We start from the raw sequence: 24,669 nt of genomic DNA, 5'->3' as shown, positions 1-24,669 counted from the left end.
ATACGGGACACTCTTTGAGGGGGAATTCTTTTCAACGTTCCGGGAACCCGGAAGAATTTTCTAAATTGATTCATGCCATTTTTCCTTCGCTGCCTTCATCAGTTCATCAACGATCATTTTTGCCCCTGTTTTGGATGGATGATCATCATCGGCATAGAAGACTTCCATTTCATCATGGGTGAGACATCGTCCTAATGCTTTGGTATTACAGAAAAGTTTTTCAGGATACACGCGAAGAACATTGGGGTGTTCTCCCAGGGCATCGTAGATCGAATAGGCCTCTTGTGTCCGTCGTTGAAAGACGGCATAGGAAGTCGAAACTCCACCGGATTGAAAAAAAGTAGCCAGTTTCTGGGCAGTAGGTGAGAGCTGGACTTTTTTGTAGACCGTTGTTGGAACATCCCAGCCCACTTCGGGAATGGGGTACAACAAAATAATTTTGTGTCCATGCTGAATAAGGTCATTCAGGTTCTGGACAAGTACCTGCTTGATATGCGGGAAATCATTGTTCAATCCATTCTCTAAGTGAATCCGTCGATTACCGTAGGGTTCAACGCCGCCTTCTGTATTGTCGAAGGCTTCTCCACGAAGAATTAAGGGTAAGCGACCGCCAATAATCAGTATGGCCGGTGGGTGTTGAAGCAAAAAATCGCTTCGTTGGCCGTTATAGGCAAACGAACATTGGCGATCGCTTCCCTCAGCCATGACTTTGATTCCCCGGCCATAATGGCAGGCCCCTTCCATGGTTAGGTCAATGAGGTTTTCGTGTCTCAACGTTACTGATTCCAGCATGGTGGGGCCAAGTGCCTCGAGATGGGAGTCACCGACGAGCATCCAGGTGGTGTGCTGAGGATTGTTGATAAATTGGCAGGCAGAAGCCACGGACCGTCCAAGGCAGGGTTCGCCGTCTTGGGCAAGGGTTCCCCAGGAAGTGTGCTGAGGACGAACCAACTTCTGCATGTTTTCCGGAAACCGTTCAGGGATTCCACCGCTTTGGAATCCATACCATCCGAATCCAAACAGAATAGCGGTGCAGGCGACAATGCTGCCCCAAAGAGTGCGTGTCTTAATAAGCAAGCGGTTTCTAAATGGAGTTTCAATGAGCCACCATGTGGTAATAGCCAGAAGAAAGACCATCAATATCAAACCGACCTTGTCGGAAAATGACAACATGGTTGGAGTGTGAATTCGTGCAAATGCGAGGACCGGTTGATGCCAGAGGTAGAGAGAATAGGAGATAACACCGATGGCCACTAAAGGTTTGGACGCTAACAGGGAAGACACGATGTCTCTTTTGCCTGCCGACCAGATAAGCAGCATGGTGCCGGCTACAGGTAAAACCGTCCAAAAACTCGGATGCTTCACTTGAGCGTTCAGGAACAAGAGGGAGTACAGAACCAGGGCGAGCCCCACTCCCGGAAGATAGTCATGTAACGCCGAAGGGATCCGGCGTCCGTTTTTGAATTCCAAATTAGCTAACCAGGCCCCTGCGAAAAGTTCCCACCCCCTTGTCGGCAAGAGGTAAAAGGCGGCAACGGGATGTCGCTGACTTCCCCAATTCGCCAGGAGCAATGATGTCAGAAGACCAAGACCCAGGAGGATTCCGATCGTTGGTCGGAGAAACTTCCAAGCCAGAAATAATACAATGGGGAAAAGCACGTAGTACTGCTCTTCTACAGACAAACTCCAGGTATGAAGAAAGGGTTTCAACGCGCTGGCTTCTGCGTGATAACTATCACTATTCCAGAAGAAAATGTTCGAACCAAAGAGAAGAGAAGCCAGTATACTTTCTGCGTATTCCTGAAACTGCTTTGGTAACATCCATATCCAGGCGAACGGGATGGAAATCCCCATCACGGTCAACAGGGCTGGAATGATTCGCCTCACTCGCCGTTCATAAAAATCCATAAAGGTAAAGCGATTGCACGCCATTTCACGCAAAAGGATGCCCGTGATGAGATATCCGGAAATAACAAAAAATATATCGACTCCTAAAAATCCTCCTTGGAAGAAATCGATTCCGGCGATATGCAATTGGGCGTGATACAGCACGACCCAGAGAACGGCGATGGCTCTTAGCCCATTGATCTCCGGGCGATAGGAGGTGGTGCCTTCCGATTGCTGGTGGTAAGGGGAGAGCAATCCGGTCGATGGCAAAGAAGTGGTTAGGGGGGCTTGGGAAGAGGAAGGAATGGTCAAAAGGCTAGACGGTTGCACGTCGTGTCCTTTTTCACCAATCATTTCCGCACGTTGATGAGATCAACGGACTGGACAAGGCGTAACTGCATTTATAAAGTAACAAATCGTTATGACCGTTGTCAGCAGGACGCATGCTTACTTCCACAATGCATAATTAATGCATTTCCTATTCCCAAACGAAAATAATGAGGGAGGGGATGTTGGAGAGAGCAACAGGGCGTGGAATGGTGATAATTCGTTTGTGAAAATGGGAGGAAAGATAGGATGACGGATGAAAACGTTTGACAAATTGTCGCAAAGGGAACAAATTGTCGATACGGAAATCGAGCGAAATCGCAAAGTGCGCACAGGCTAAAACAGAAGAGTGCTCAAAAAGAAATAGGGATGGGAAACATTCTGTCTATGGAAGATTTTTTAAAATAGAAATACAGGATCGAAAGGATCGGCATGGCACTTTTTTTGTTCGTGGCCTGGACGTCTTTTTCAGAGTGAGGATTCAGAAAATGCGTGTATGCTGGGAGGCATTGTCGGGCATGCGGGAATTTATGGAACAGTCGAAAGATGGGACGGGTGTGACTCACGTCTGGCTGGAGTGATACCTAGGATCCCCTAGGTTACTCGATCCTTACCTGACTTGGTTCAAACAGTTTGTGACCGCACAGCCTGGAACCAGTTGGGCCTTAGGCTGGGATACGCCTTCCCAACCTTCCTCCTCCGGCCAGTGGTTTTCGCCGGAATCATTCGGCCACCTGGGATTTACCGGAACGAGTATCTGGATAGACCCGACTCGTGAACTGGAGGTTATTTTTCTTCCTAATCGAGTCCACCCAACTCGGGACAATCAAACCATCAAAACCTTTCGTCCCAAATTGCATGATGCGATTATACAGGAATTGGGGTAAAGATCTGGTTTGAGACTCAAGCGTTGCCGGGTATCGGCCCGGCAGCCGAGCCACTTTTGTTTCGGCAAAAGTAGCCAAAACCAATGACGCCCAGCCTGGCCACAGGAGAGGGCGAACGCGAGAATTTGGAGGGCGGGCTAACTCGCGGAGCCTGGCCTGAGTTTTATCGAAGGGCTCAAACAGCTCCCGCCGGCTGATGAGAGCGTCTGCCCTGGGCCAGTCAGAAGGCGTCAGGGAAAAAGGAAGTAGAGTACTCATGCCGACTAGAATTTGAATGTCTATTACCGACAACTCCTTGATGCGATCATTCAGGAAATCTCAGCAGACTCTGAATGCGACTTTTTTGTCGTATTTATTGGAGACAACCGCAACATTCGGTGGGGAAGTTTGCTCCATTAGAACTTGCTAAGCTATGCGCTCCTCTTCGGATTATCTCGCGATGTTTAACTCAACCCCCTGGGAATTACAGGCAACTACTTCTCCCTTTCTTAGCGCTCCCTGTATCCGCAAGAAATAAAACGATTCGCACACGACCGCTTCCATTGACTTATGTATGACTTTATTGGGGAGGGGTGGTAGGATTTGAGGCCGTTAAGAAGTGCAAGAAATAGTGCTAGTTCCACTTTTCGTTTAATAAAGGGGCAGGTTTGTATCTTTGAGCAGGTATCATGGTGTCTTCTTCCAATTTTCAAACTAAAATACTTCGCCGCAAGACCTCGCCAGAGGAGTATCGGGTATATCGGGCTGGCCTTGAATGGGACTTGACAGACCCCATAGTTATTGAGAAGCGGGAGGATCTAAAGTCTGAGTACCGGTGGCATGATCGGCTGGAGCCCTACCATCATCAAGTCACAAATCTTATCACCTTCTGCCGCCGTCTGCCGGTTACGCTGCTAGCCGATGATGTCGGTCTCGGCAAAACGATCAGCGCCGGATTAATTATCAGTGAGCTGATCTCTCGCTCGCGTCTTTCAAAAATTCTCATCGTTTGCCCCAAGCTGCTTGGTCCGCAGTGGAAGGAAGAGCTGCTTGCGAAGTTCGATATCCCGTCAGAGATTGCGATCGGAAGAAACCTGGTCGAGGCTGATCCCCAGGAAATCGGTGCTATCATAACGACCTATCAATCGGCGCGATTACATCTCGATTCAATCCCGCAGGATCGGTTCCAGATGCTAGTGCTGGATGAGGCGCACAAATTGCGAAACCTTTATGGCGTTGAAAATCCACCTCAGGTAGCTCAGCGTTTCCGAAAGGCATTGGAGGAGCGTCGATTCCGCTTTGTGCTCATGCTGACTGCGACGCCAATTCAGAACCGCCTGTGGGATCTATATTCGCTGGTTGACTTGCTGACCGTCGCTCGTGGTCACCAAAATCCTTTTGGAAGCGAGGGAACGTTTGCTCGAAAGTTCATCGCTGACAACCGAGAACAGGCACGTCAGTTGAAACAAGAAGCGCGTGACGAATTTCGTTCAATCGTCTATGGCTATATGTCGAGAGTAAGACGCGGCGATGCTAGGCTCTATTTTCCCGAACGGGTCGTGCAGATGCACAAGGTCGAACCGACGATGGCAGAGCTGCAGTTGATCAAAGCTATCGCCAAGCCAATTCAGAGTCTGAATCGTTTAGTGCAGATCTCGATACTGCAAGCTTTGACCAGTAGCCCGGATGCCTTGATGGCGCAGTTGAACAACATGGAGAGGAAGGGCACAGTTCCTGTCGAGCTTGTGGCGTCAGTTCGAGCCATCGTCACCCGAATGCCTAGCAGCGCCAAGCTTCATGGGCTCGGCGGGCTGATCGACAGATTAAAACGAGAAAATCCTGAACGCTGGAGGCTAGTCGTGTTTACAGGAAGACTGGAAACCCAGACCACCATACAGGCCTTTCTGGAAAAACATGGACTTAAGGTTGGAATCATCAACGGCATGTCCGGTCCGCGAAATCAGGAGACCATTGGGCGCTTCCGAAAGAACCCGCCTGATTGTCACGTCATCGCGTCTACCGAAGCTGGTTCCGAGGGTATCAACCTCCAAGTTGCCAATGTTCTGGTCAACTACGACCTGCCCTGGAACCCAATGATCGTCGAGCAGCGTATCGGGCGTGTACAACGGTTAGCGTCTGAACATGCAAAGGTCGGTGTTTTCAATATCATGCTGCGCGGCACCTTTGAGGAGTACATTGTAGGACGCCTGATGGAAAAGCTTCAGATGGCGTCCCACGCCATCGGCGATATTGAAGCACTGCTCGAAGCATCAGGAATCAGTGGAGAGGATGAAAATGGGAGAACCGGCTTTGATGAAAAAATACGTCAGCTCGTCATCGCGGCGCTCGCGGGAAAGGACGTGGAGACAGCAACGCTCCTGGCGGAGGAAAGTATTGCCAATGCAAAGAATGAGTTGGAGCGCGAAGAAGCGACCATCAATTCAATGCTCGGCGGAATGGATGGAGCTGAATATGTCGGACCTCGCGCCCCCATTCTGCCAGGCGTCGTGCGATCCATGCAGCCAGACGATTTTACTTTGGCGGCTTTTAAAAGTTTGGGTGTGCGCGTCACCCCGCAACAGCACGACCTATATCTAGCGGAAGAAAACGGGGGACGCGAACACATACGTTTTGAGGAAAATGTCGATGTTAGCGTAAGGAGTACGTTATATGCTCCGGGTACTACCGCCTTCCTCCGATTAGTTGCTCGGGTTATTGCGACTGGTATTTATGATGTCGAAGACCTAGACCAGAACCCCGCCGAAAAAAGCGAGGAACTAATACGCCGATGGGTAACGACATTCGATGGGGCACCTAAGAGAGTAGAGGTTGAAGAGGTGCTCCGTTGTTTCCAAGGAAAGGCGGTAGTCAGGGTACGCGCTACGGTTGCGCATGACAGCTATGAACGCCTTCTTGAGGTTTCCTGTTCACCAGTTGAGCACCATTCGGAGGTAATTGGAAAAGGGTTGGGACCCTTGCCATACACAATTGAGAATCCTGTCACTCTTGGAATAAATATTAACAGGCTGGCAGACGCTGCCCAATTGGATGGTGCTATCTCCGAATTCTCTCGCTTCTACCTGGAAAGACGGGCGCAGGAGATGCAATTTGCTGGCGGAGATGAACGAAAAAAAAAGAAATTGGGGGATGAGTTCACGCCCCGCCTTGAAATGACGCTGGTCGCGCTCGACGGAAAGCTATACCGACAGCTAAAAATGAAGGCGCACTACAGTTTTGATACTGAATTCGAGTATTCCAGCATCTTAAGTGTCATACCGCATTCGGGAGAGTTGGTGGATGCTCCAGAATTTAGTCTCTGCGCTCGATCAAAAAGAACTGTTCCTAAAACATGCCTCAGGCAATGTCAAATTACGGGGGATTGGGTGTTGCAGCACTTCCTCGTTCGATCAGAGATAAGCGCAAGGCTCGCGCTACCAGAGCATACCGTTTTATGCAGCCTGAGTGGCAAGCGCATTCTCACGGACGAGGCTGAGATATCAGCAGTGAGTGGACGTATGGTTGCAACCGCCTTCCTGAAAACTTCGTCTGTAAGCGGGAAGAGGGCAGAGCCTGATTATTTTGGTCAGTGCGAATTTACTGAGGCGGATGCTCTTATTGCCGAACTTGCCACTAGTGAGGTGTCTGGTAAGCGATATATCGCGAGTGAACAGTTGCGCTCGGCGGTCTCTGGTAAAATGGGGCACAAGTCAGAATTCGTGACCTGTTACGATACGAGACAGCCTCTCTTGCGGTCAGAGGCCGAACAATGCGGAGTAACGGGAAAATACGTCAGACCGGGGATTCTGGAACAATGCGCGATTACGAAGTGTCGCGTCCTGCCTATGGAGCTTGAGCGTTGTGCTGCAACCGGAAAGCGAGCGTTAAAAAGATTGTTCGTTAAAAGTAGCTTATCTGAAGCGCAAATTCTAGAAGAGGTTGCTGTGCGATCGATAACGGGAAAATTCTGTGCCCCAATCGAGGCTAAACAATGTCTTTGGAGCGGTCTGAAATTTCATCCAGACGATCTTCGCGTCTGTAGACTCACCGGTCTTCCGATCCACTTGGAATATGCAACGGCGGACAGCAATCCCTGCCTCCAGCCGCTTTTTGATCTGATTAATGGTACCAGAAGAACCATCGACGAGCCACAACTATGGAACGCCGTGTCGACCCATGTCGCCACGACGCTTGGAAAGGGACAGTGCCGAGTAGAGGCTGCGATTATTTCGCCGGACAGGCGGAATCTCGCAGTTTCCGTGGAAGTCCGGACTCTGCTTGGATTTCGGTTGCGACAAGCTGCTTTAGTATACTCTATCGGTGACAATTCTGTTGTTGGTCGGGTGACTCAGGGGCGACGTACTTCTGAGGGATGGATTGAGATGAAACGTTAAATACTGAAACAGTCCTAGGGGACAGAAAATGGTGAAAAATTTTGGGGTATGTGGATGGGGCCGCCTTTGATATAAATCTGAATGGTACCCGTGACGCGAAACATGTCTGGCGATTAGCAGCACTGCCAGCGACAAGGTCGCGCTTCAAGGAATTTTCTCTGAAGTGCGCGATTGCTGCCGTAGCGTTTCGACTGCTGTAGCAATAGCGGCTGAGTCCGGAGCCTTTTCTCCCCATTCCTGCCAGAAGTTTCTGGTCTGGCTCAGCGGCTCTATGGCGGGAAATTTTAACTTGATTCTTGCCGGGAGAAGGATCGCGTCGCCCAGTAACAAGGCTTCGCCGGTGTCGAGCAGCGGCAAACCATCGAGGACACCCGCCAGCGAATCAGGCATGAGGCGACGTACGACATTTTGGTCCTGATCGTTGGTCAAACGTAGGATGAGGAAATTGTTACACTGACTGAGAATGGTTCGGCTCACGTCTGAGGGGCGCTGGCTAACCACAAGGAGAGATACTCCGTATTTTCGGCCTTCTTTAGCTATGCGTTCGAACGAGTAGAGGGCCTGCTTTTCAATTGCATCAGCGTCTTCACGGACCGGTAAGTAAAGATGAGCTTCATCGCACACGAATACAAAGGGTGTTCGTTTTTCAGGCTGCATCCAAAATTGGACATCATACAGCAATCGTGCAAATACACCTGTAACGACGGGGAGCACGTCCGATGGAACCTCGGAGAAGTCCACTACTTTTATGCCGTGCTTGCCCTCGCCAGCAGCAAGTAGCTTTGCGATTTGCTGAGCAAGCCAGTCATACTTGAGGGCAGAGCCGGGTGGCTTGAACATGAAACCGTACCTACGATCTTCCGCCTTTGCTTCTAGGCGAGAGAGAAAGCGTGTAAGCCGTCCTTCCCATTCACCCTTTACCTCCTTATTGTTTGCTCCTATACCCTTCGTCTTATCATCGTGTTTGAGCTTCACAAGTAGATCCAACAAATTATACGGAATCGGCGAATCGACTGTGAAGGTTGCCTTCACGTCCTGCTTCTTCTCTGCGATGAGCGTCTTTTCTTTTAACTCTCGTACGTGCAATGTAAATCTGGATGCCTGATTTGGTGCGTTTTGGTCGCTGCGGTCTAATATCATCGAGAGCATCTCTTCTCGATTCAGGAGCCAGTAGGGCAGGAAAAGTGCGTTTTCCGGTGCCTTGACGAGGTCGCCGGGACCTGCGATCTTGAACGAGGCCGCAATAGGCATTGGCACTTTGCCATCCTCCTGGGCGGACGGGTCTGCCAGCGAGGCGTATTCTCCGTGCATGTCGAACACGACGATATTCGCGTGCTTTCTGGCGTGAGCACGCTCCAAAATCAACGACACCGCGCAACTCTTACCCGAACCGGTACTCCCGAGGATTGCCGCATGCCTCTGGAAGAAACGATCGCCGTTAGCAATCGCGACAGCTGAACGGTCGATGACGAAGTGTCCGAGTTCGAGTCGTTGCTTCTCATCCAATTTCTTGCCCATTAATCCCATGAATCGCTGAAGGTTCGGGCCTTCAATGAGAAAACAATCGCGATCGATTTGCGGGAACGAATCAGCGCCACGCTTGAACCGATTGTGAACGGTGCCCTCAATAGTGCGGTAGGTGCCGAGCAAGATGACTCGGAGCGCGTCGTCAGGTATGACTTCCACTGCGAGCATCGTAGGTGCCATAGGATCAGGTTGCGATGTCTGCTCCTGTAGTTGGCGGGTCACACGCTCCGTCATGCCAATCAGAAACTCCTGTGCAGTCGACCCCTGAATTGCGACGAGGCTTCCGACAGAAGCACGTGGTAAGAGTGCAGCGTTTTCTACCGCGATGAGTACACGGCTCGTGTCCACGGAGGCGACCTTGCCGAGTTTGCTCGACGCCTCGAACGTCAGTATGGGTTCGTCACTCATGTCAATAACTCCTTCGCCAGAACGCCAAGATCCCACAAATCATGACTGAGGTGCTCGAATTGGTGTCCGTTTGTTAGTATTACGACTCCAGCCGATTCGGGCGGCTTCGAGAGGCAAATACAGCGGGGCGATTCCTTCGCCAGCTTCTCGACCTTCGGGCTCATCGATCGGTTTAAAATCAATGTGGGCGTGCCATCTTGAATTTGTTTCATAAGGTGTGTTTGCAGGTGATCGTCATTGAACCCATACCCAACCACCAGCAGACGAGTGCATTTTTTGATGTAGTCGTTGGCCAATTCGCGGTGCTTGTCGAAGGGCGAGTTATAGCCCGCTCGGTACTTATTGAGGCCAGGCGTGATGATGAGCCGTTCCGCGTCCAGATCCAAACTGCAACGCCGCGCGTCATTGCCGAATTGGTACCAGTCAAAGCTTCCATGCGGTTTTAGAACAATCGCACGCGGAAAGTGGTCGAGAACGGTAATCTTAGTGCGCGATGTGATGCCCCGGCATGATCCCATGCAACTTCGAGCATGGTCGAAAGCGCCTGCATATTGTCCGACAGCGGTGGTGTCCACATGAAATCCTGCCATTTCGCAGGCAACCTCAATCAGTCGGTCGTAGTTGGGAGTCAGAATTGGCAATCCAGTCGGAGGTTTCAATACTTTGTCTAGGAATGTTGTCAGGCGAAGTGTGCGCTCCCCTCGAAGCACCGCGCTCATGACTTTGCGTTCCTCCGGCATCAGCAGTTCGCAGGTTTTTTGTGCGATCCAAACTTCAAGTGCATCGGATGGCGGTTGTTTGAGCAGTGCCGTTTCCAATCCTTCACCGGCATCCAGCCTAGTCATGATCCGGTCCCACAATGTCTTTTCGGGTTCTTTCAGTACGCCTGCTTCATTCCTGAGATATGTTGCAAGCGCCTTCATTCCCGGAATCTCTTCAGCTTCGGACAGGCCGGACCCAATTACCAATACGAGACCATCGGTGAATTGCTCTTGGACAAATTTCAATAGTGCGTCAAAATCCATCTTCATACTCAATGTCAAGTCCGGCTCATTACTTACTATTTGCCGACTTCCACCTTCCAAGCATTGACGAGGCCAGTCAGGATATCGGATTCCAAAGAAGTAGCGGGCCCGTCCAAACGCTCTGGAATGGGCGCGTGGGGATTCTTAGTCAACTGAATAAATATGTCAACTTATTGGATGTCTTTGACTGGGTCCTTTGACCCGTCCTCTTGGTCATGAAGAATTGAGGGAATCCTTGAGGCGAAATTTGAAGGTCTTTCAAGAGAGATCCCGAAAGGTTCGTCTCTTATGGTCGACGCCTGCCGTCTGGCCAAAGGGAGGGACGCTCTCATCGGCTGGCGGGCCTTGTTCGAGCCTTGCGAGTTGGTCCGCCCTCTGTAAGATGGCGTCCCTTCTCTTTAATGAGGCCAGACGGGGCGTCATTGGTTTTGGGGCCTTTTGCCGAAACAAAAGGTCCTCGTCTGCCGGGGCGAAACCCGGCACCACAGAACATCATGTTGATACGAGAGTTGGAGAATTGGCCATCAATCTTTTCATTCCCAATTTCTTCGACGAGGGAGCCAGTGATTATGTATGATCCCCCCAAAAACCATCCCGATTATTCCAGCGCATGCGATAGAGGATTTTGGAGTTGCGCAGGACTTGAGAGGTAGTTTCAAATGCCATAGAAATACGACTGCAGTTGGATCAGACCGGCGGACTTGTACGAAACTAGATAGTACATGGTTAGGCAAGAAAAAAGAGGAGAACGAAATTGGAATACAAAGTTTTATTCACCGTTTTTTTGGCTGTTTTTCTTGCGGAGCTTGGCGATAAGACGCAATTGGCAACAATGTTGTTTGCAGCTGACACAGAAGTAAGTAAGCTCACCGTGTTCATTGGTGCTTCTTTAGCATTAATTATTGCATCAGGCATTGGTGTACTTGCAGGGAGTGCCATTTCTGAATACATAAGCGAAAAGCATCTACAGTACATTGCAGGTATTGGGTTTATAACCATTGGATTTTGGACACTCATCAAAACATAAAATCATGCCTAACAAGGCAAATGCACTGGGACAGAAGTAACGCCGTTCCTTCTTCGCTCTGCTTTTTGCTGCCTTTGCCTCTCGCTTAGCTCAAGCGTTATCTGGACAACTGTTATGAAATTAGGTTCGTTGATCCAAATACCATTGCCTGCCAGTACACCCCCGCTGACGGCGTCCTCTCTTCGCCGAGGTGCACGGCAATTGGCTGAGGTGGATCCTGATCTATGCGCTGTCTTGGATCGACTGGGGGTGCCTCCGATGTGGGGAAGGGAACCGGGATTTCCTACCCTCATTCAGATTATCCTCGAGCAGCAGGTATCGCTGGCCGCCGCCCGCACATTGTATCAGCGGCTCTCCAGCCATCTGGGTGCGATGACTCCGAAAGCAGTCTATGCCATCCAGGTCAACGGGTTGAGGGATTTCTGGCTGACGAGACAGAAAGCCTTCTATTGTTATGGTTTGGCGGCGCGAATGCTTGATGGAAGTCTCGATCTTACCGCTGTTGCCGGAGTCCGGATGATCGGGGACGTCAGATCTTATTGGCGGTTCCAGGGCTCGGGCCATGGAGCGTGGATATCTATTACCTTATGGCGCTGCGACGTCCCGATGTCTGGCCTCAAGGGGATTTGGCGCTGGCCGTCGCGCTCCGTGAAGTGAAACACCTGAGGGTTCTCCCGACGAGAGATGAGCAGCAGCTCCTGGCCAGCGACTGGGCTCCCTGGCGCTCGGTTGCCGCGCGAATCTTGTGGGCGCATTATCTTGCTGCGCGAGGTCAGTGCGTGCCGGATAACAATGGGATGCGTGTGTTGGGCTAGTGCATAACGATTCATTCACGCCGACGCCGTAGCGCGGGGCGACTTTATCCAGGAGTGCGAGCGAATATGAAGCCAGGGGACTTATTTCGATCATGGGTAGAGGCATTCAATCGTGTGGATGCGGAGGCACTGGCCGGCTTTTACACTGAAGACGCGGTGAATCATCAGGTGGCGAATGAGCCCGTTGTGGGTCGAGCGGCCATTCACAGGATGTTCGCGGAGGAGTTTGCCACAGCGAGTGCGGCAGGAAGGCCCTATATTCAGCATCGAGGGGGTCCCAAGGGTTTTCTCAGGGTGCTGGATGATAAGATTGTCTTCCAACGCGGGTAGTGGGAGAAACTGTCATTTCTGCGACTATACAACTTGCCCCTTCCTGACCGGCTATGAATATCAGAATCCTGTCCTTTCGCATATCGTTGTATGAAACGTTTTGCCGTGCACCATGCCCAAGGTACAGGTGTTATGCGTCCGTATTTTTTTAACAATATGAGGTTTCGACACTGTGAATCATGACCATCCCTCTTCGAGCACGTTAGGACGGGGCGCCACCGCTGTGATTACGCATCGTGTGCGGGACGGTCAACAAGAGGGCTATGAGGCCTGGTTGAACGAAATCGGCCCGCTATGCAGAAGTTACCCGGGCCACCTGGATTTGCAGATTATCCGTCCGATTCCCGGACTCACGGCAACCTATACGGTCATCATCCGGTTTGATACCAGGGAACACCTCCAGGGATGGATGAGTTCACAAGATAGGAAGCGACTCATCGAACAGGTGCGACCGCTCCTTGCTCAAGATGATGATTTTTTCATACGCAGTGGTTTGGATTTCTGGTTCACGCCCGAAGGCGCGAGGGCGAAGGTACCTGTCCGTTGGAAGCAATTTCTCGTGACATGGTCCGCCATCTTTCCGTTGGTGCTCGTCATTCCCATGGTTGTTGCATGGGGGCTGCGGCAACTGGGCGTACCTCACAATCATTATCTGGACTTGCTGCTTAGCACCGGTTCGGTGGTGGGGGTCATGGTCTATCTCGTGATGCCGCATTACACCAAGCTGATCCAACGCTGGTTGTTTACCTGATTTTTGAGAAGCATTCGCCTCGAAAATCGCTCCAGCCGCGTACACGAATCTGCCCCCAACTTGGTGTGGTGAAGAATCCGATGGATGACTTCAGATGCCCAGAGATATTTGCTGTTGGTGGACCAAATCGGTAGGTTCATAAGCAATCCAATAATACATAGGTAGGTAGCTGGATATTCCTTCAGCTTGAAATCAGGAGGCACACTGAATTCACAAGAGAATTATCGGTGCCCTTCATGAGCGAACCGAACCGCTAGTTTCCAGAAAATTTTCCAAAGAGTCCCCTGAGAAAAGGAAAGCCCAAATTTTTTCCGAGAATTTGGTAAATCGGATAGCTGTTGGAAAGCAGGCCGTGCGAATGGTTACGGATGTTCACTGCTATGAGTAGTGTTCTGGTTGATGTGTTCCTGTTCTTTGGAATCGGGTTGAGGTCGGGACCGTCTCTTAGAGTACTGACTGGTCAATTGGTACAGGATGGGAACAACAAATAAAATGAGGAAGGTGGCGGTCAACATGCCGCCCACAACCACGCGGGCCAAGGGCTTTTGAGCCTCGGAACCGATGCCACTTGCGAGCGCGGCAGGAACTAAGCCCAGCGCGGCTCCCAGAGTGGCCATTAGCACCGGTCGCATCTGCAGCTCCGCTCCTGAAAGGATAGCCTCCTTGAGGGGGATGCCGTTTTGTTCCAACTCCCTGATACTTGAGACGATTAAGACGCCGCCAAGGATGGCGATCCCCAATGTGGAAATGAATCCTACGGCGGCCGAAATGCTAAAGGGGGTATGAGTTAGGACGAGAGAAAGGACCCCTCCGATCATGGCAAAGGGAACCGTGGCGAGTACGATGAAGGCGTAACGGAATGAGCCGAACGTGAGGTATAGCAAAAAGAGAATCAGGACCATGGTCAGGGGTACGACAATCATCAGGCGTTGTTGTTCTTTGACCAATTGGTCATATTGCCCCGCCCATTCGAGATGATAGCCTTCCGGGAGTGTGATCCGGTCTTGGAGGTGTCGTTGGGCTTCTTGAATCGTACTCACCAGATCCCGGTCACGGATACTGAACATAATAGGGATGTATCGCTCGTGATTTTCTCGATAAATCATAAAGGCGCCGGTTTGCCGGACGATCGTAGCCAATTGTTTTAGGGGAATGCCGACCCCTTCGGGAGAACTGACCTGGATCTGCCCAATCGTGGTTTCGTCTTGTCGATATTGGGGAAGAAACCGAACCACCAATTCAAATCGCCGGTCTCCTTCGATCACTTCCGTGACGGCTTCCCCGCCGATGGCGGCCTGAACCATGGCATTGACATCGCCGACTTGTATGCCGTAACGGGCACAGGCTTGCCGGTCAACTTGAATCAGCAGGTTGGGTTGTCCCATGGTCCGGTTGATGCTGAGTTCCTTCACTCCCCGGATGTTTTTGAGTTCACCTTCTACTTTTTCCGCAAGGGATTGGAGTTCTGTGAGGTTGTGCCCATAGAGCTTAATGGAGTTTTCGCTCTTTACGCCCGACATGGCTTCTTCCACACTGTCCTGGATGAGTTGGGAGAAGTTGACTTTGAGACCGGGGATCGTTTCAAGGCGTCCCTCAATTTCTTCGATGAGACCTTCTTTAGTCAGACCGGGGCGCCATTCAGCACGGGGTTTGAGATTGACGTAATATTCCACATTAAAAAAACTTTCGGGGTCTGTTCCATCATCCGGGCGTCCGAGCTGTGAGACCGCAGTGGCCACTTCGGGGGATTCCATAAACATTTTCCGCATGCGGCTGGCCAAGGCCGAGGCATCTTCAAACCGGATATCGATTGGCATGCGAATCCGCACCCAGAGGTTCCCTTCCTCTAACGCCGGCATGAACTCTCCACCCATGAAGTTGAGTGCTAAAACGGTCACGGCCAATAGCATCCCCACCGCGCCTAGCACCTGTTTCTGGTGATGAAGTCCCCAGCGAAGAGCGGCCAGATAGGTTTGCCTGAGCATGGAAACCAGTTTGGGTTCCTGTTCGCGCATGGGTCCATTGAGCAGGAAGGAACACATGGCCGGGGCGAGGGTGCAGGCCAGCAGCAGGGAACCAGCCAGGGCCAGACCATAAGTAATGGACATGGGCGCAAAAATTTTTCCAGGGACCCCCGTCATGGTGAAAAGGGGAATGAATGCCACCACGATAATCACGGTCGAAAATAAGATTGGTCGTCCCACATGCCGGGCGGCCCTCGCAATGAGCTGAGGAGGGGTGACCCCGGGTTTGGCATGGTGGCACAGGTAAAAGAAAATGCTTTCGACCATGACCAGGGGGGCATCGACGATAATCCCGAAATCAATGGCACCCAGAGAAATGAGATTCGCGGATTGTCCCATGATGACCATGGCGGAAAAGGTGAACAGCAGAGCCAGGGGAATCGTACAGGCGACGATCAGGGCGGTGCGGAAATGCCCCAAGAAAAAGAGGAGAACGATGAGCACCAATACCATGCCGTTGATTAATATGTGCACGACCGTCTCAATGACGGTGTTGATCATGGTAGTCCGATCATAAATGGTTTTGATGTGGACCCCTGCGGGAAGTTTTTTTTGGTTTAAGTCCTGGACCTTTTGATTGACGCGTGCCAGGGTGGGCAGAGCCTGGGTGTCCCGTTGCAGAAGAATCACCCCTTCCAGTGTGTCCTCCACCTCGTTGATGCCGACTTGTCCCAAACGAATCGCATTGCCAATCGATACTTTTCCCAGATTTTCAATAAAGATGGGAGTGCCGTCCTTGACCGCTACGACGACCTTGGCTATGTCATCCAAACTGTCGATAAATCCCACTCCTCTGACATTGTAACTTTGGGGTCCTAAGGCCAAATAACTACCACCGACGTTGGCATTGCTATTGGCGAGGGCTGCTTTGATCTGAGCAAGAGTGACTCCATAGGTGAGCAGGGCGCCGGGATCCAGGTCCACGTGATATTCTTTTGTGGTCCCTCCAAACGCCGTCACATCAATGATGCCCGGTACCTGTTTAAATTCACGTCGGACCTGCCAGTCCTGGATGGTTTTGAGGTCGGTGAGAGAATAGCCGTCTCCCACTAATTCATATCGATAAATTTCTGCGATGGCCCACCAGGGAGAGAGTTCCGGTTTGACGCCATCGGGCAGATCAACGGTGTGGAGCCGATTCAGTACTTCCTGGCGGACGGCATACCAATTGGTGCCAAATTCAAAATAGACCTTGAGTTCGCTTAAACCAAAAAGAGACAGGGAACGCACATTGGTTAGGCCGGGAATGCCCTGAAGAGCCGTTTCAATGGGAATGGTGATGATTCGCTCCATTTCCTCGGCGGACCATCCAGTTTTTTGAGAAATGACTTCGACAAAGGGCGGCGAGGGATCCGGGTAGGCGACCACGTCAAGGATATGAAAGGCATAGAGCCCTCCAAAGAGCAGGAAGATCCCGAATGTACAGACCAGAGCACGTTGGACGAGGGATAGCTCGACAAGTCTGCCGATCATGATTTCGGGGGAGAAGTGGGGGCAAGGTGTTCCGAGGACAATCCCTCATCCTCGACATTCATGTCCTGACCTTTGAGGAGTACGGCCCCTTTTACCACGATCGTTTCGCCCGCCTCGAGACCGTGGAGGACGGGCATCTGGCTGGAGAAGGGGAGACCGGTTTTGATCAGACGTTTCGTGTAATGCTTGTCGCTATCCGCGACATAGACATACATCTTGCCGTCAATTTCCAGCACGGATTCTTGAGGAATAAGAGGATAGTGAAGGCTCTCGCTCAGTTTGACATTCAAACGGGCAAACATCCCCGGCTTGAGTTTGCGATCGCTATTGTCCACGACCGCCCGGAGTTTAATCGTCCGGGTTGTCTGATCCACGACATCACCGATGGCTGAAATGGTGGCTGGAAATGCCATCTCGGGATACGCTTCAACGGTTACCGTCGCTTGTTGTTTGATTTTTACAAGTCCCAGGTCTCTTTCGTAGACGTCCGCAATGACCTGAACGGTCTTTAAATCCGCTACCGTAAACAGCACTTGATTGGGATCTCCACTGACCGATTGTCCCGGAGTCACGGCCCGATCCACGATGGTGCCGGAAAGGGGGCTTCGGATTTGATAGGTTGACGTAATCGTTTGTTCGGCTATGGGTTTATCGAGTTCCTCCTTGGAAACTTGAAGGGCCAGGAGCTTTTCCCGGGCTCTCCGGAATTCCGCCTTGGCTTTCACGTAATCGTTTTCAGCCTGCTTCAAATCTTTTTGAGGGAGCGCTTTGATCTCATACAGGTCTTTGGCCAGACCGTATGACCGTTGGGCGTAGGATAAGTCAGAATGTTCTTTGATGAATTCCGAATACGCCGAAGCAATCTCGGGACTTTCAATGGTGACCAGGAGATCTCCCGCTTTCACGAAATCTCCCAATTGTCCATGTATTTTTTGTACCCGACCGACCAGGGCTGAAGAGACTTTTGAATATCGATCCTCCCCATAGGACACTTTTCCTGCTAAGGACAAGACGGGGTGGGAGGGTCCAACGGTCACTAGGGCTGTGACGATTTGTGTTTCCGGTGTTGAGAGAGAGTGGTGTGTCGTGTCGGGTGTCGCAGGGGCCAGTTCCGTTGTTGCGGAGGTTTCTGAGGGGCTTTCCTGGCTGCAGGCGATCCCGATCAATATCATCATGAAAAGTAGGCATGGGTATACACGAGGTCCGGATGTCATAAAATATCCTGGCCGGCGGCTCGTTCTAAAAGGAATAGATTTCGTTGGTAGTCAAAGAGGGCTTCCAAATAGTTTTGCAGGATGGTCTGTGAGGTGCGGGCGGCATCGAGCAAATCTATGAGCGTGACGCCACCTTTTTGATAGGCTTTTTCGAGAATGGAGAATGTGGTTTTGGCATCGTCCAGCACTCCTGCCTGATAGGCCTCAACCAGGCGTTGGGATTGGGTTAAATTCCGGTAATTCACTTCAATCTCATTTTGGACTTCCAGCGTCGTCTTGTGGAGATCGACTTGCGCGACTTGAATGGCGATTTCCGCCTGAGCAATGCCTCCCTGATTTCGGTCAAAGACCGGGAGCGGCACTTCCAGGTTGAGGCTATATAATTGTTGGTTGCTCCCACCTTGCGGGCCCTGCATGGTGAATGCGCCTCCGACAATGGGATCGGGAATCCTGAGGGATTTAGCTAATTTTAAATTGGCTTGTTGCTGGGAAAGGACGAACCGTCTGGCTTGAAGATCCGGACGTTTGTTCAAGGCCTCCGTCCGGAGTCTTTCCATATCGGGTGTCACCCGTTTATAAATCAGGTCGGAGGTTAACACCAGGTCCGTGGTGGGAGGGAAGGCCAGGAGTAGTCGGAGATCAGCGAGTGCGGTTTGGACTTCCTGCGTAAATTTGATGACCTGTGCGCCGAAGTCTACTGCCTGGAGGCGAAGACGAATGAGATCCACTTCGGCAATGAAGCCTTTTTTAAAGCGCAATTCCCCAATTGTTAGGATCCGATGAAACCGCTCCTGATTATCTTTCGCGAGATTAAGACGCCGGGATGCCAATTGGACCTGGTAATACGTGTCTTTCAGGGTGAGCGTCAGTTGACGAATAGCATCCGTGAATGTCGCCTCGGAAGCCTGGATGCCATAGCCCGCGCTTTCCATCCGATAGCCCCGTTTCCCGGCAAGTAAAAACATCTGTTCGAGCTGTGGAGTAATATAGCGAGTGCCGGCAAAGGTTTGCTTCCCGGTAAATGCGGCTCCTCCATAGAGTAAAAAAGTCGGGTTGGGAAAAAGTTTAGCTGTGATGGCGATTCCCTTAGCATTATCGATCCCGTATTTCGTCATCAAGAGATCAAGATTCTTTTCCAGGAACAAGGATAAGGAATCGTCCAGGCTCAAGGTCACTGTGGTGGGAGTTGCCGCTGATGCCTGCTTTGAAGCTTTGATTGAATCCGGTTGCGCCCATGTGGTTTCGAATTGAATCCCAACCATGACCGCCGTAAAAACCAGGGCGTGGGTGAAGCGTATGAGCAACGTCATTTTGGTGGCTGGCATGGGCAATCCCGGAACGCCTGGATCACCATGAAGGGGAGGAGAGTGGAGAACAAAAGCTACCCAATGGCAACCTTCCTTTTCCGAATATCGAGACCTGAGAACTTGAGGTAAAAGAAAAAGCCCCAGGTTAAAAGGGAGTGTACCATATCGCCCAAGAACCCTTGAGAGCAAGATGATAATTTTACTAATGTCGGAAAATCTGCCGAAGGTAAGCCGCACACGTTTCCCTCTCCCCTACTATTTTGGAAATAGCTTCGGTGCAGAAGATCCTCACATGGACTTCGTGATTTGCACATTGCAAGAGGCATTCCATGGGTTAGTAGCATTTGCATTGATGGGGAAGGAAGAAAACCTCCATAGTAAACAACCTGTTTTTACAGCCTAACCTTGAAATGAAGGGTTTGCTGGTGGGCGCGGGAAGAAACTTTAGGAAAGTCTGTTCCCGAAATGGACAGTCTGTCGTCACCTTGTTGGGGGCGATAATTGGTAGGGTGGCTATGGGTGGGTAATCCTCCTTCATCCTCTTTCGTGGGGCGACTCTGAAAACGGAGATGATTAAGTGGAACCTCAGGAGTCTCACCCCAATGTTCTTGGAGGGAAATAAAAAGACTTTACTCCCATAAGCGGATTGGATCGTGTATGCGCATAATTTTCATTTTGCGATGGTAATACTGGGGACATTCCCTCGGGGGGCATCGGTGACGGTCATTTGAAATAGTTGGTACAGCAGACGAAATGCCTCCTGATTCCATGATCGTTTCTCCTCATCGGCGATGGAATAATAATGTCCCTCATGGGTGACGGAAAGTTTGGTATTAGGGCGTTCAATAGTGGATTCGATAATGTCCAAGACCCGGACCGGATTTTCTGAGACGCTTCCCGTTCCTGGATCAGGATCCACATGATACTCCGGCTCACTTGCGATGGATCGACCCAGAAAATTGAGAATGCCGTGAAAACTCCGGAGCCGAAAGGCCCCTTGTATCGGGTATTCGCCTCCCGGGTTGCCGGGTCGGATATCGACCAGGATATCGTTCGGCGGCCAACGATCCGCCTTGGCTTGTAGAGTCAATCGCTCCAGATTGGAGATGGTGCTGGGGTCATAATTCGTAATCACCGTGTGCCCGATCGACCGTTTTTGGATGGTATAGATTTCATTATCCGCATCAACAATGATGCGGTAATTGTTTTCCAGGGTTTGAAAGTCTCCGGCAGAAAAGGAGGATAATGGCAGGATCCATTCCCGGTCATATACCAAGGGTTCTATATAGAGCTGATTGTTGTCCTGTAAACGGGAAAGGTGAAGGACGATTTGTCGAAATTTGGGATATCCGGTCTTATCCGACGGTCGGTTAAAGTAAGCGGTTTCCTCATTATTGGTGGTCGTACGGATTTCCCCGGCCATGAGCCGGAGGAGTAAATCAATGTCGACCCCTTGTCTCAGCAGGAGGGTCAATTTTCCTTCCCGGAGAGGGGTTAGGAGACGTTGGGTAAAATCTTCTCCTTCAATGGGACTAATGGTAAATGTGGGGTTTTCAGCGATACTGCCCCCAAAGACGGGCGCCAAGGCAAATCCGCCATCTAACCCACCAAGCGGTGGGGTTGCCCCGGCGGCAAATTGATAATTAAAGGTGGCGGCAATACTGGAAATGGCTGTGAAATGCACTGGTTGATGATGGTGGGATCTGGCAATATTGAGGAGCAATTGTTCGACCAGGGATCTGGTTACCGAATGGTCATACGCAATGACCACATGTTCCAGAGCTTTCGGGGAAAAACAGCCGGTCAAAAGAACGGGCAGAATCCAGAAAATGGATGAAAACCAAAAAGATTGACGATGGTGTTGCTTATTCAACTTGTCCTTCCCCCTTAGTCATTGCTGTTTCTCCTACTGAAATTTATCCCTAGAACTGCCTTATGGGCTTCTCTGCCGATATGTTACTTGGAAGTGCGTTCTGCATTCTGGCTTTCGGTATCCGGGAGAGGAAGCGTGACGACATTTTTGAGGACATCGACCGCAAGTTGCGCAAACCTTTTCAGCGCTCCAGCGAAGGATTTCAAGAGTGCGTAAATAATGTCAGGTTCGGTTCGGGGTCCTTTGACCTCAAACACCGCGGTCATGAGGCCCTTTTGGTCACCTTTCATTAAAGAGCCCAACGGAGGGATGTCCTTGAGCAAATTCGAATTGGCCCTAAACGGACTGAAGGCTACCATGCCATGGAGTTTTTCGGTGGGAAGGTCATAGGTGCCTGCGGCAGTTAACTGGATGACCGGACTTTTCAGTGCCAAATCTTGGGAACTCAGTAGCCCATTCTCTGTGGAAAACGATCCTTCTATTTGATCGTGCGACAGACCCTTTTCCAGAAGGTTGACTTTACCGATTGACAAACTCGGCGCATTCAACATTCCAAGGATTTTTAACGGGAGCGGGCCGGTTTGTATTAGTCCCTTCTGGAGTTGCACCCGCCTTTTTCCACTCAAGGAGCGTTGAATTAGCTTCCGGCTACCAAGACTCATGTGTAGCGAGGTTACCAAAGACGCTCTTCCTGTCAAGGGAGATGGCGTAGCGGCCTAAGGTGCCGGGAGGTTTTCAATGAGAATCCCCTTGAGGGTGAGATCTCCCTTTCCCGTCTGATTTTTTTGTCGCCACTTTAACATAATGGCTTGAGTTTCCTTTTTCGTTTTTGAGGAAGTGGATTGTGATGTGTGGGTGGTTGATTCCATTTTTCCTTTCACATATCAAGGGCTCCAATCCCAACTCCCTCCCTCCAAGCCCCATCTGACGGCGGTACTGGAGAGACCAAGATTTTTTTCTCCGATGACGACGCCTGGGGAAAACATAGCTCCGTTCCACTTCCGGTTTGGAGGAACACACGAACATAGGGTCGATCCCTCCACGATAATTGACCTTGTGCTTCGAAGGTATAGGGAAGAATGGACCATGTGCCCTTTTTCATTCTGATTGCCTTATCCAGGCCCAATCCTTTTATCTGAAATTGACCAGTGGGTTCCGTTTGGCAATTCCGCGCAAGAGTCTACCCAGGATGTCGGCGCCCGTAATAATCCGTTTGTGGGTTGGTGTCCAAATCAGAACCAGATCGTGGTCAATGACGTCATCTTCAAGGTGTTCCAGATTGACCTTGAATTGTGTCAGAAGGTCACCAAGCGGAATATTTGCGTGCTCAAAAATGATAGGTCGGTGACAATGTCGAAAAGGTTTGTCTCGATGTTCCACAAGAAGTTCACGCAAGAATCCATCAGCATCTAACACGACGTGAGGGACGTGTTCTTCATCCGTGATCACCACCCATTTTTCCTTTGACCCATGGATCTGCTGAACGAAGTGGTCGGAGGCAGAAGGGGTGATGGCGGGAAAGCGCACATTTGTCCCGTCAAAGGGGAGCGAAATGATGCTTTGAGGATGGAGCGGCGATCCTTCCTCAAGTGCCGAGATATCATCAAGATTGAGGAAATTGGATGCTCCATGGCCCTCGACTCCACTGATGTCTGTTTCAGGAGCTTGCGCATGAATTTTGATTAAGGTATCGAGCTCATGCTCTTTAAGCCAGGTGATCCCTTCTTTCCCGACCAGGCGATCGAGAAGAAGAGCTGATGGTTTGGCCACAGGATAAAAGATGATCTGCAAGAGATGAACCACCGGAGTGAATTTCGCTCCCAATCTCAATGCATTTCGTGAAAAATAGGCTTGGGGAAGAATTTCCCCAAAAAGTGTAATCCCAAACAAAACGAGAAAAAAACGCCATTAGGCCGACCATTTGATCCTCGGCGAGAAGCGTCAGGAGGACATTGACGGCCACGTTACTCCAGAGCAGTGTGGCAAGGAGGAAGTTCGCATCCTGCCGGATTTGTAAGATCGTGTTGGCCGTCTTGTCACCTTGTTTCGCTGAGAGTTCCAGGTGAATGCGGCTTAGGCTGAAGAACCCAAGGGTCAAGCCTGAGCAAATGGCTGATCCGGTCAAACAGAAAAGGATACCAATCCAACTGAGAAGTGAAATCGTCATATCTGAAAGTCTATACGACCCAATATGTGTGAGAGAGATCTCTTATGAACCTTGTCCCGAAACAGGGATGCTGTACAGGTGGGAATGGTGTATTGGGGTTGGACAATTGGCTAATGTTTCGTATCGTAAGTCATGATGATATGTTAGTCATGTACATCTCATGGGGGAGGGCACATGGCCAACCACTCTCGATCCATCGTTCTGAAGGCTGCCGAAAGGGCTGAGTTGGAGAGGCTCCCACGATCTCCCTCGGTCTCGGCGGGACTTGCCCGCCGGGGACGCGTGGTGTTGCTGATGGCCGATAACGTTTCGGGTGCTGAGATCGCACGCATGAGCGGGGACTCGGTCGTTCAGATTAGCCGGCTCCTTCGGCGCGTTGCCGAGGAGAGACTGTTGGGGCTTCAGGACAAGCCACGCTCGAGCCGGCTTCTTGATTAGTGCCCGCAAGCGGGCCCAAGTTGTTGCGATGACACTGAAACCTCCTCCTCCCGGCGTGACGCACTGGAGCTCTCGCGATCTGGCGGGCGAGGTCGAGGTGTCTCACAGCACCGTCCACCGGATCTGGCGGGCTCATGACCTGCAGCCGCATCGGATCGAGACGTTCAAGTTCAGCAGCGACCCCCAAGCCGAGGCGAAGATTCACGATGTTGTCGGACTGTACCTCAACCCTCCAACCAATGCCGTGGTCTTGAGCGTCGACGAGAAGACCCAGATCCAGGCTCTCAACCGAACCCAGCCGATCCTGCCTCTTCGGCCTGGACTGCCGGCCCGCCAGACCCACGACTACTGTCGCAACGGCCTGACGAGCCTCTACGCGGCTTTGGCGGTTGCCTCTGGGAAGGTCGTTGGGGAGTGCAGAGACCGCCACACCGGCGCCGACGTCCTCCGGTTCCTCAAGATTCTGGCCCGTTGCTACCGCAAGCGCGATCTGCACGTCATCCTCGACAACTCGTCGCCACGCGAAACTCCGGAAGTGCGAGCGTGGCAGGAAAGCCATCCCCGTGTGCATTTCCATTTCACCCCAACGGGCGCCTCCTGGCTGAACATGGTTGAGGCCTGGTTCGGTATTCTTATCCGCAAATCGGTTCGCCGAGGGTCCTTTGACACGGTCCGTGCCCTGATTAAGCATATTCGACACTACATCGACCGGTGGAACGATAACCCAACGCCGTTCGTTTGGACCAAAGAGCCTGCCGACATCATCAAGAAGGCCCTTCGGCGTGCCCATTAACATGACTTTCAAGACGAGACACTAGA

Annotated in this window: 13 protein-coding genes and 3 pseudogenes; 7 read left to right on the top strand and 9 right to left on the bottom strand. The window is 51.2% G+C overall.

What is annotated here, in order from left to right:
- Nucleotides 1-60 precede the first annotated feature (60 nt).
- Entirely contained in the window at nucleotides 61-2,217 is a 2,157-nt protein-coding gene (locus H6750_04095) for an acyltransferase (protein MCB9773488.1), read from the bottom strand.
- Between the two features lie 611 nt (nucleotides 2,218-2,828).
- Here H6750_04095 and H6750_04090 point away from each other — a divergent pair.
- Together H6750_04090 and H6750_04085 are read left to right on the top strand one after the other, a co-directional pair.
- Nucleotides 2,829-3,101: a serine hydrolase gene (locus H6750_04090; GenBank protein MCB9773487.1), complete on the top strand. Its 273-nt coding sequence runs from the start codon at nucleotides 2,829-2,831 to the stop codon at nucleotides 3,099-3,101.
- A 668-nt stretch (nucleotides 3,102-3,769) separates the two neighbouring features.
- Nucleotides 3,770-7,471: a DEAD/DEAH box helicase gene (locus H6750_04085; GenBank protein MCB9773486.1), complete on the top strand. Its 3,702-nt coding sequence runs from the start codon at nucleotides 3,770-3,772 to the stop codon at nucleotides 7,469-7,471.
- A gap of 144 nt (nucleotides 7,472-7,615) precedes the next feature.
- Here H6750_04085 and H6750_04080 read toward each other — a convergent pair whose 3' ends face one another.
- Entirely contained in the window at nucleotides 7,616-9,406 is a 1,791-nt protein-coding gene (locus tag H6750_04080; GenBank protein ID MCB9773485.1) for an ATP-binding protein, read from the bottom strand.
- Nucleotides 9,403-10,437 (bottom strand): SIR2 family protein, encoded by a 1,035-nt coding sequence (locus tag H6750_04075; protein MCB9773484.1) that lies wholly within the window; start codon nucleotides 10,435-10,437, stop codon nucleotides 9,403-9,405. The genes H6750_04080 and H6750_04075 overlap by 4 nt, the downstream gene beginning before the upstream one ends.
- Nucleotides 10,438-11,185: 748 nt before the next feature.
- Between H6750_04075 and H6750_04070 the strand changes: the two genes are divergently transcribed.
- The 4 genes and pseudogenes from H6750_04070 (at nucleotide 11,186) to H6750_04055 (ending at nucleotide 13,354) form a co-directional block, all read left to right on the top strand.
- Nucleotides 11,186-11,458, top strand: a complete 273-nt coding sequence (locus H6750_04070) for a TMEM165/GDT1 family protein (GenBank protein ID MCB9773483.1) — start codon at nucleotides 11,186-11,188, stop codon at nucleotides 11,456-11,458.
- 114 nt (nucleotides 11,459-11,572) lie between these two features.
- Nucleotides 11,573-12,273, top strand: a pseudogene (locus tag H6750_04065) (DNA-3-methyladenine glycosylase 2 family protein).
- Nucleotides 12,274-12,339: 66 nt separating this feature from the next.
- On the top strand, nucleotides 12,340-12,603 hold the full coding sequence (locus H6750_04060; GenBank protein MCB9773482.1) for a nuclear transport factor 2 family protein: 264 nt from the start codon (nucleotides 12,340-12,342) through the stop codon (nucleotides 12,601-12,603).
- Nucleotides 12,604-12,775: 172 nt separating this feature from the next.
- Nucleotides 12,776-13,354, top strand: a complete 579-nt coding sequence (locus H6750_04055) for an antibiotic biosynthesis monooxygenase (protein MCB9773481.1) — start codon at nucleotides 12,776-12,778, stop codon at nucleotides 13,352-13,354.
- A gap of 362 nt (nucleotides 13,355-13,716) precedes the next feature.
- Here H6750_04055 and H6750_04050 read toward each other — a convergent pair whose 3' ends face one another.
- The 6 genes and pseudogenes from H6750_04050 to H6750_04025 all read right to left on the bottom strand — a co-directional run bounded on the left by H6750_04050 (nucleotide 13,717) and on the right by H6750_04025 (nucleotide 23,412).
- A complete protein-coding gene (locus H6750_04050; protein MCB9773480.1) occupies nucleotides 13,717-16,851 on the bottom strand; it encodes an efflux RND transporter permease subunit in 3,135 nt (1,044 codons plus the stop codon).
- A complete protein-coding gene (locus H6750_04045; protein MCB9773479.1) occupies nucleotides 16,848-18,065 on the bottom strand; it encodes an efflux RND transporter periplasmic adaptor subunit in 1,218 nt (405 codons plus the stop codon). Before H6750_04045 ends, H6750_04050 begins: the two co-directional genes overlap by 4 nt.
- A complete protein-coding gene (locus tag H6750_04040; protein MCB9773478.1) occupies nucleotides 18,062-19,390 on the bottom strand; it encodes a TolC family protein in 1,329 nt (442 codons plus the stop codon). Before H6750_04040 ends, H6750_04045 begins: the two co-directional genes overlap by 4 nt.
- Nucleotides 19,391-20,042: 652 nt before the next feature.
- Nucleotides 20,043-21,203, bottom strand: coding sequence for a hypothetical protein (locus H6750_04035; GenBank protein MCB9773477.1), 1,161 nt, complete (start codon nucleotides 21,201-21,203; stop codon nucleotides 20,043-20,045).
- 125 nt (nucleotides 21,204-21,328) lie between these two features.
- Nucleotides 21,329-21,925 (bottom strand): AsmA-like C-terminal domain-containing protein, encoded by a 597-nt coding sequence (locus tag H6750_04030; protein ID MCB9773476.1) that lies wholly within the window; start codon nucleotides 21,923-21,925, stop codon nucleotides 21,329-21,331.
- Nucleotides 21,926-22,376: 451 nt separating this feature from the next.
- A pseudogene (locus tag H6750_04025) lies at nucleotides 22,377-23,412 on the bottom strand (DUF21 domain-containing protein).
- A 174-nt stretch (nucleotides 23,413-23,586) separates the two neighbouring features.
- Here H6750_04025 and H6750_04020 point away from each other — a divergent pair.
- Nucleotides 23,587-24,643 (top strand): annotated as a pseudogene (locus H6750_04020) (IS630 family transposase).
- Nucleotides 24,644-24,669: the final 26 nt, after the last annotated feature.

Source organism: Nitrospiraceae bacterium (assembly GCA_020632595.1).
Classification (GTDB): domain Bacteria; phylum Nitrospirota; class Nitrospiria; order Nitrospirales; family UBA8639; genus Nitrospira_E.
The sequence above is the reverse complement of the archived record's forward strand: the minus strand, read 5'-3'. Positions and strand labels throughout refer to the sequence as shown.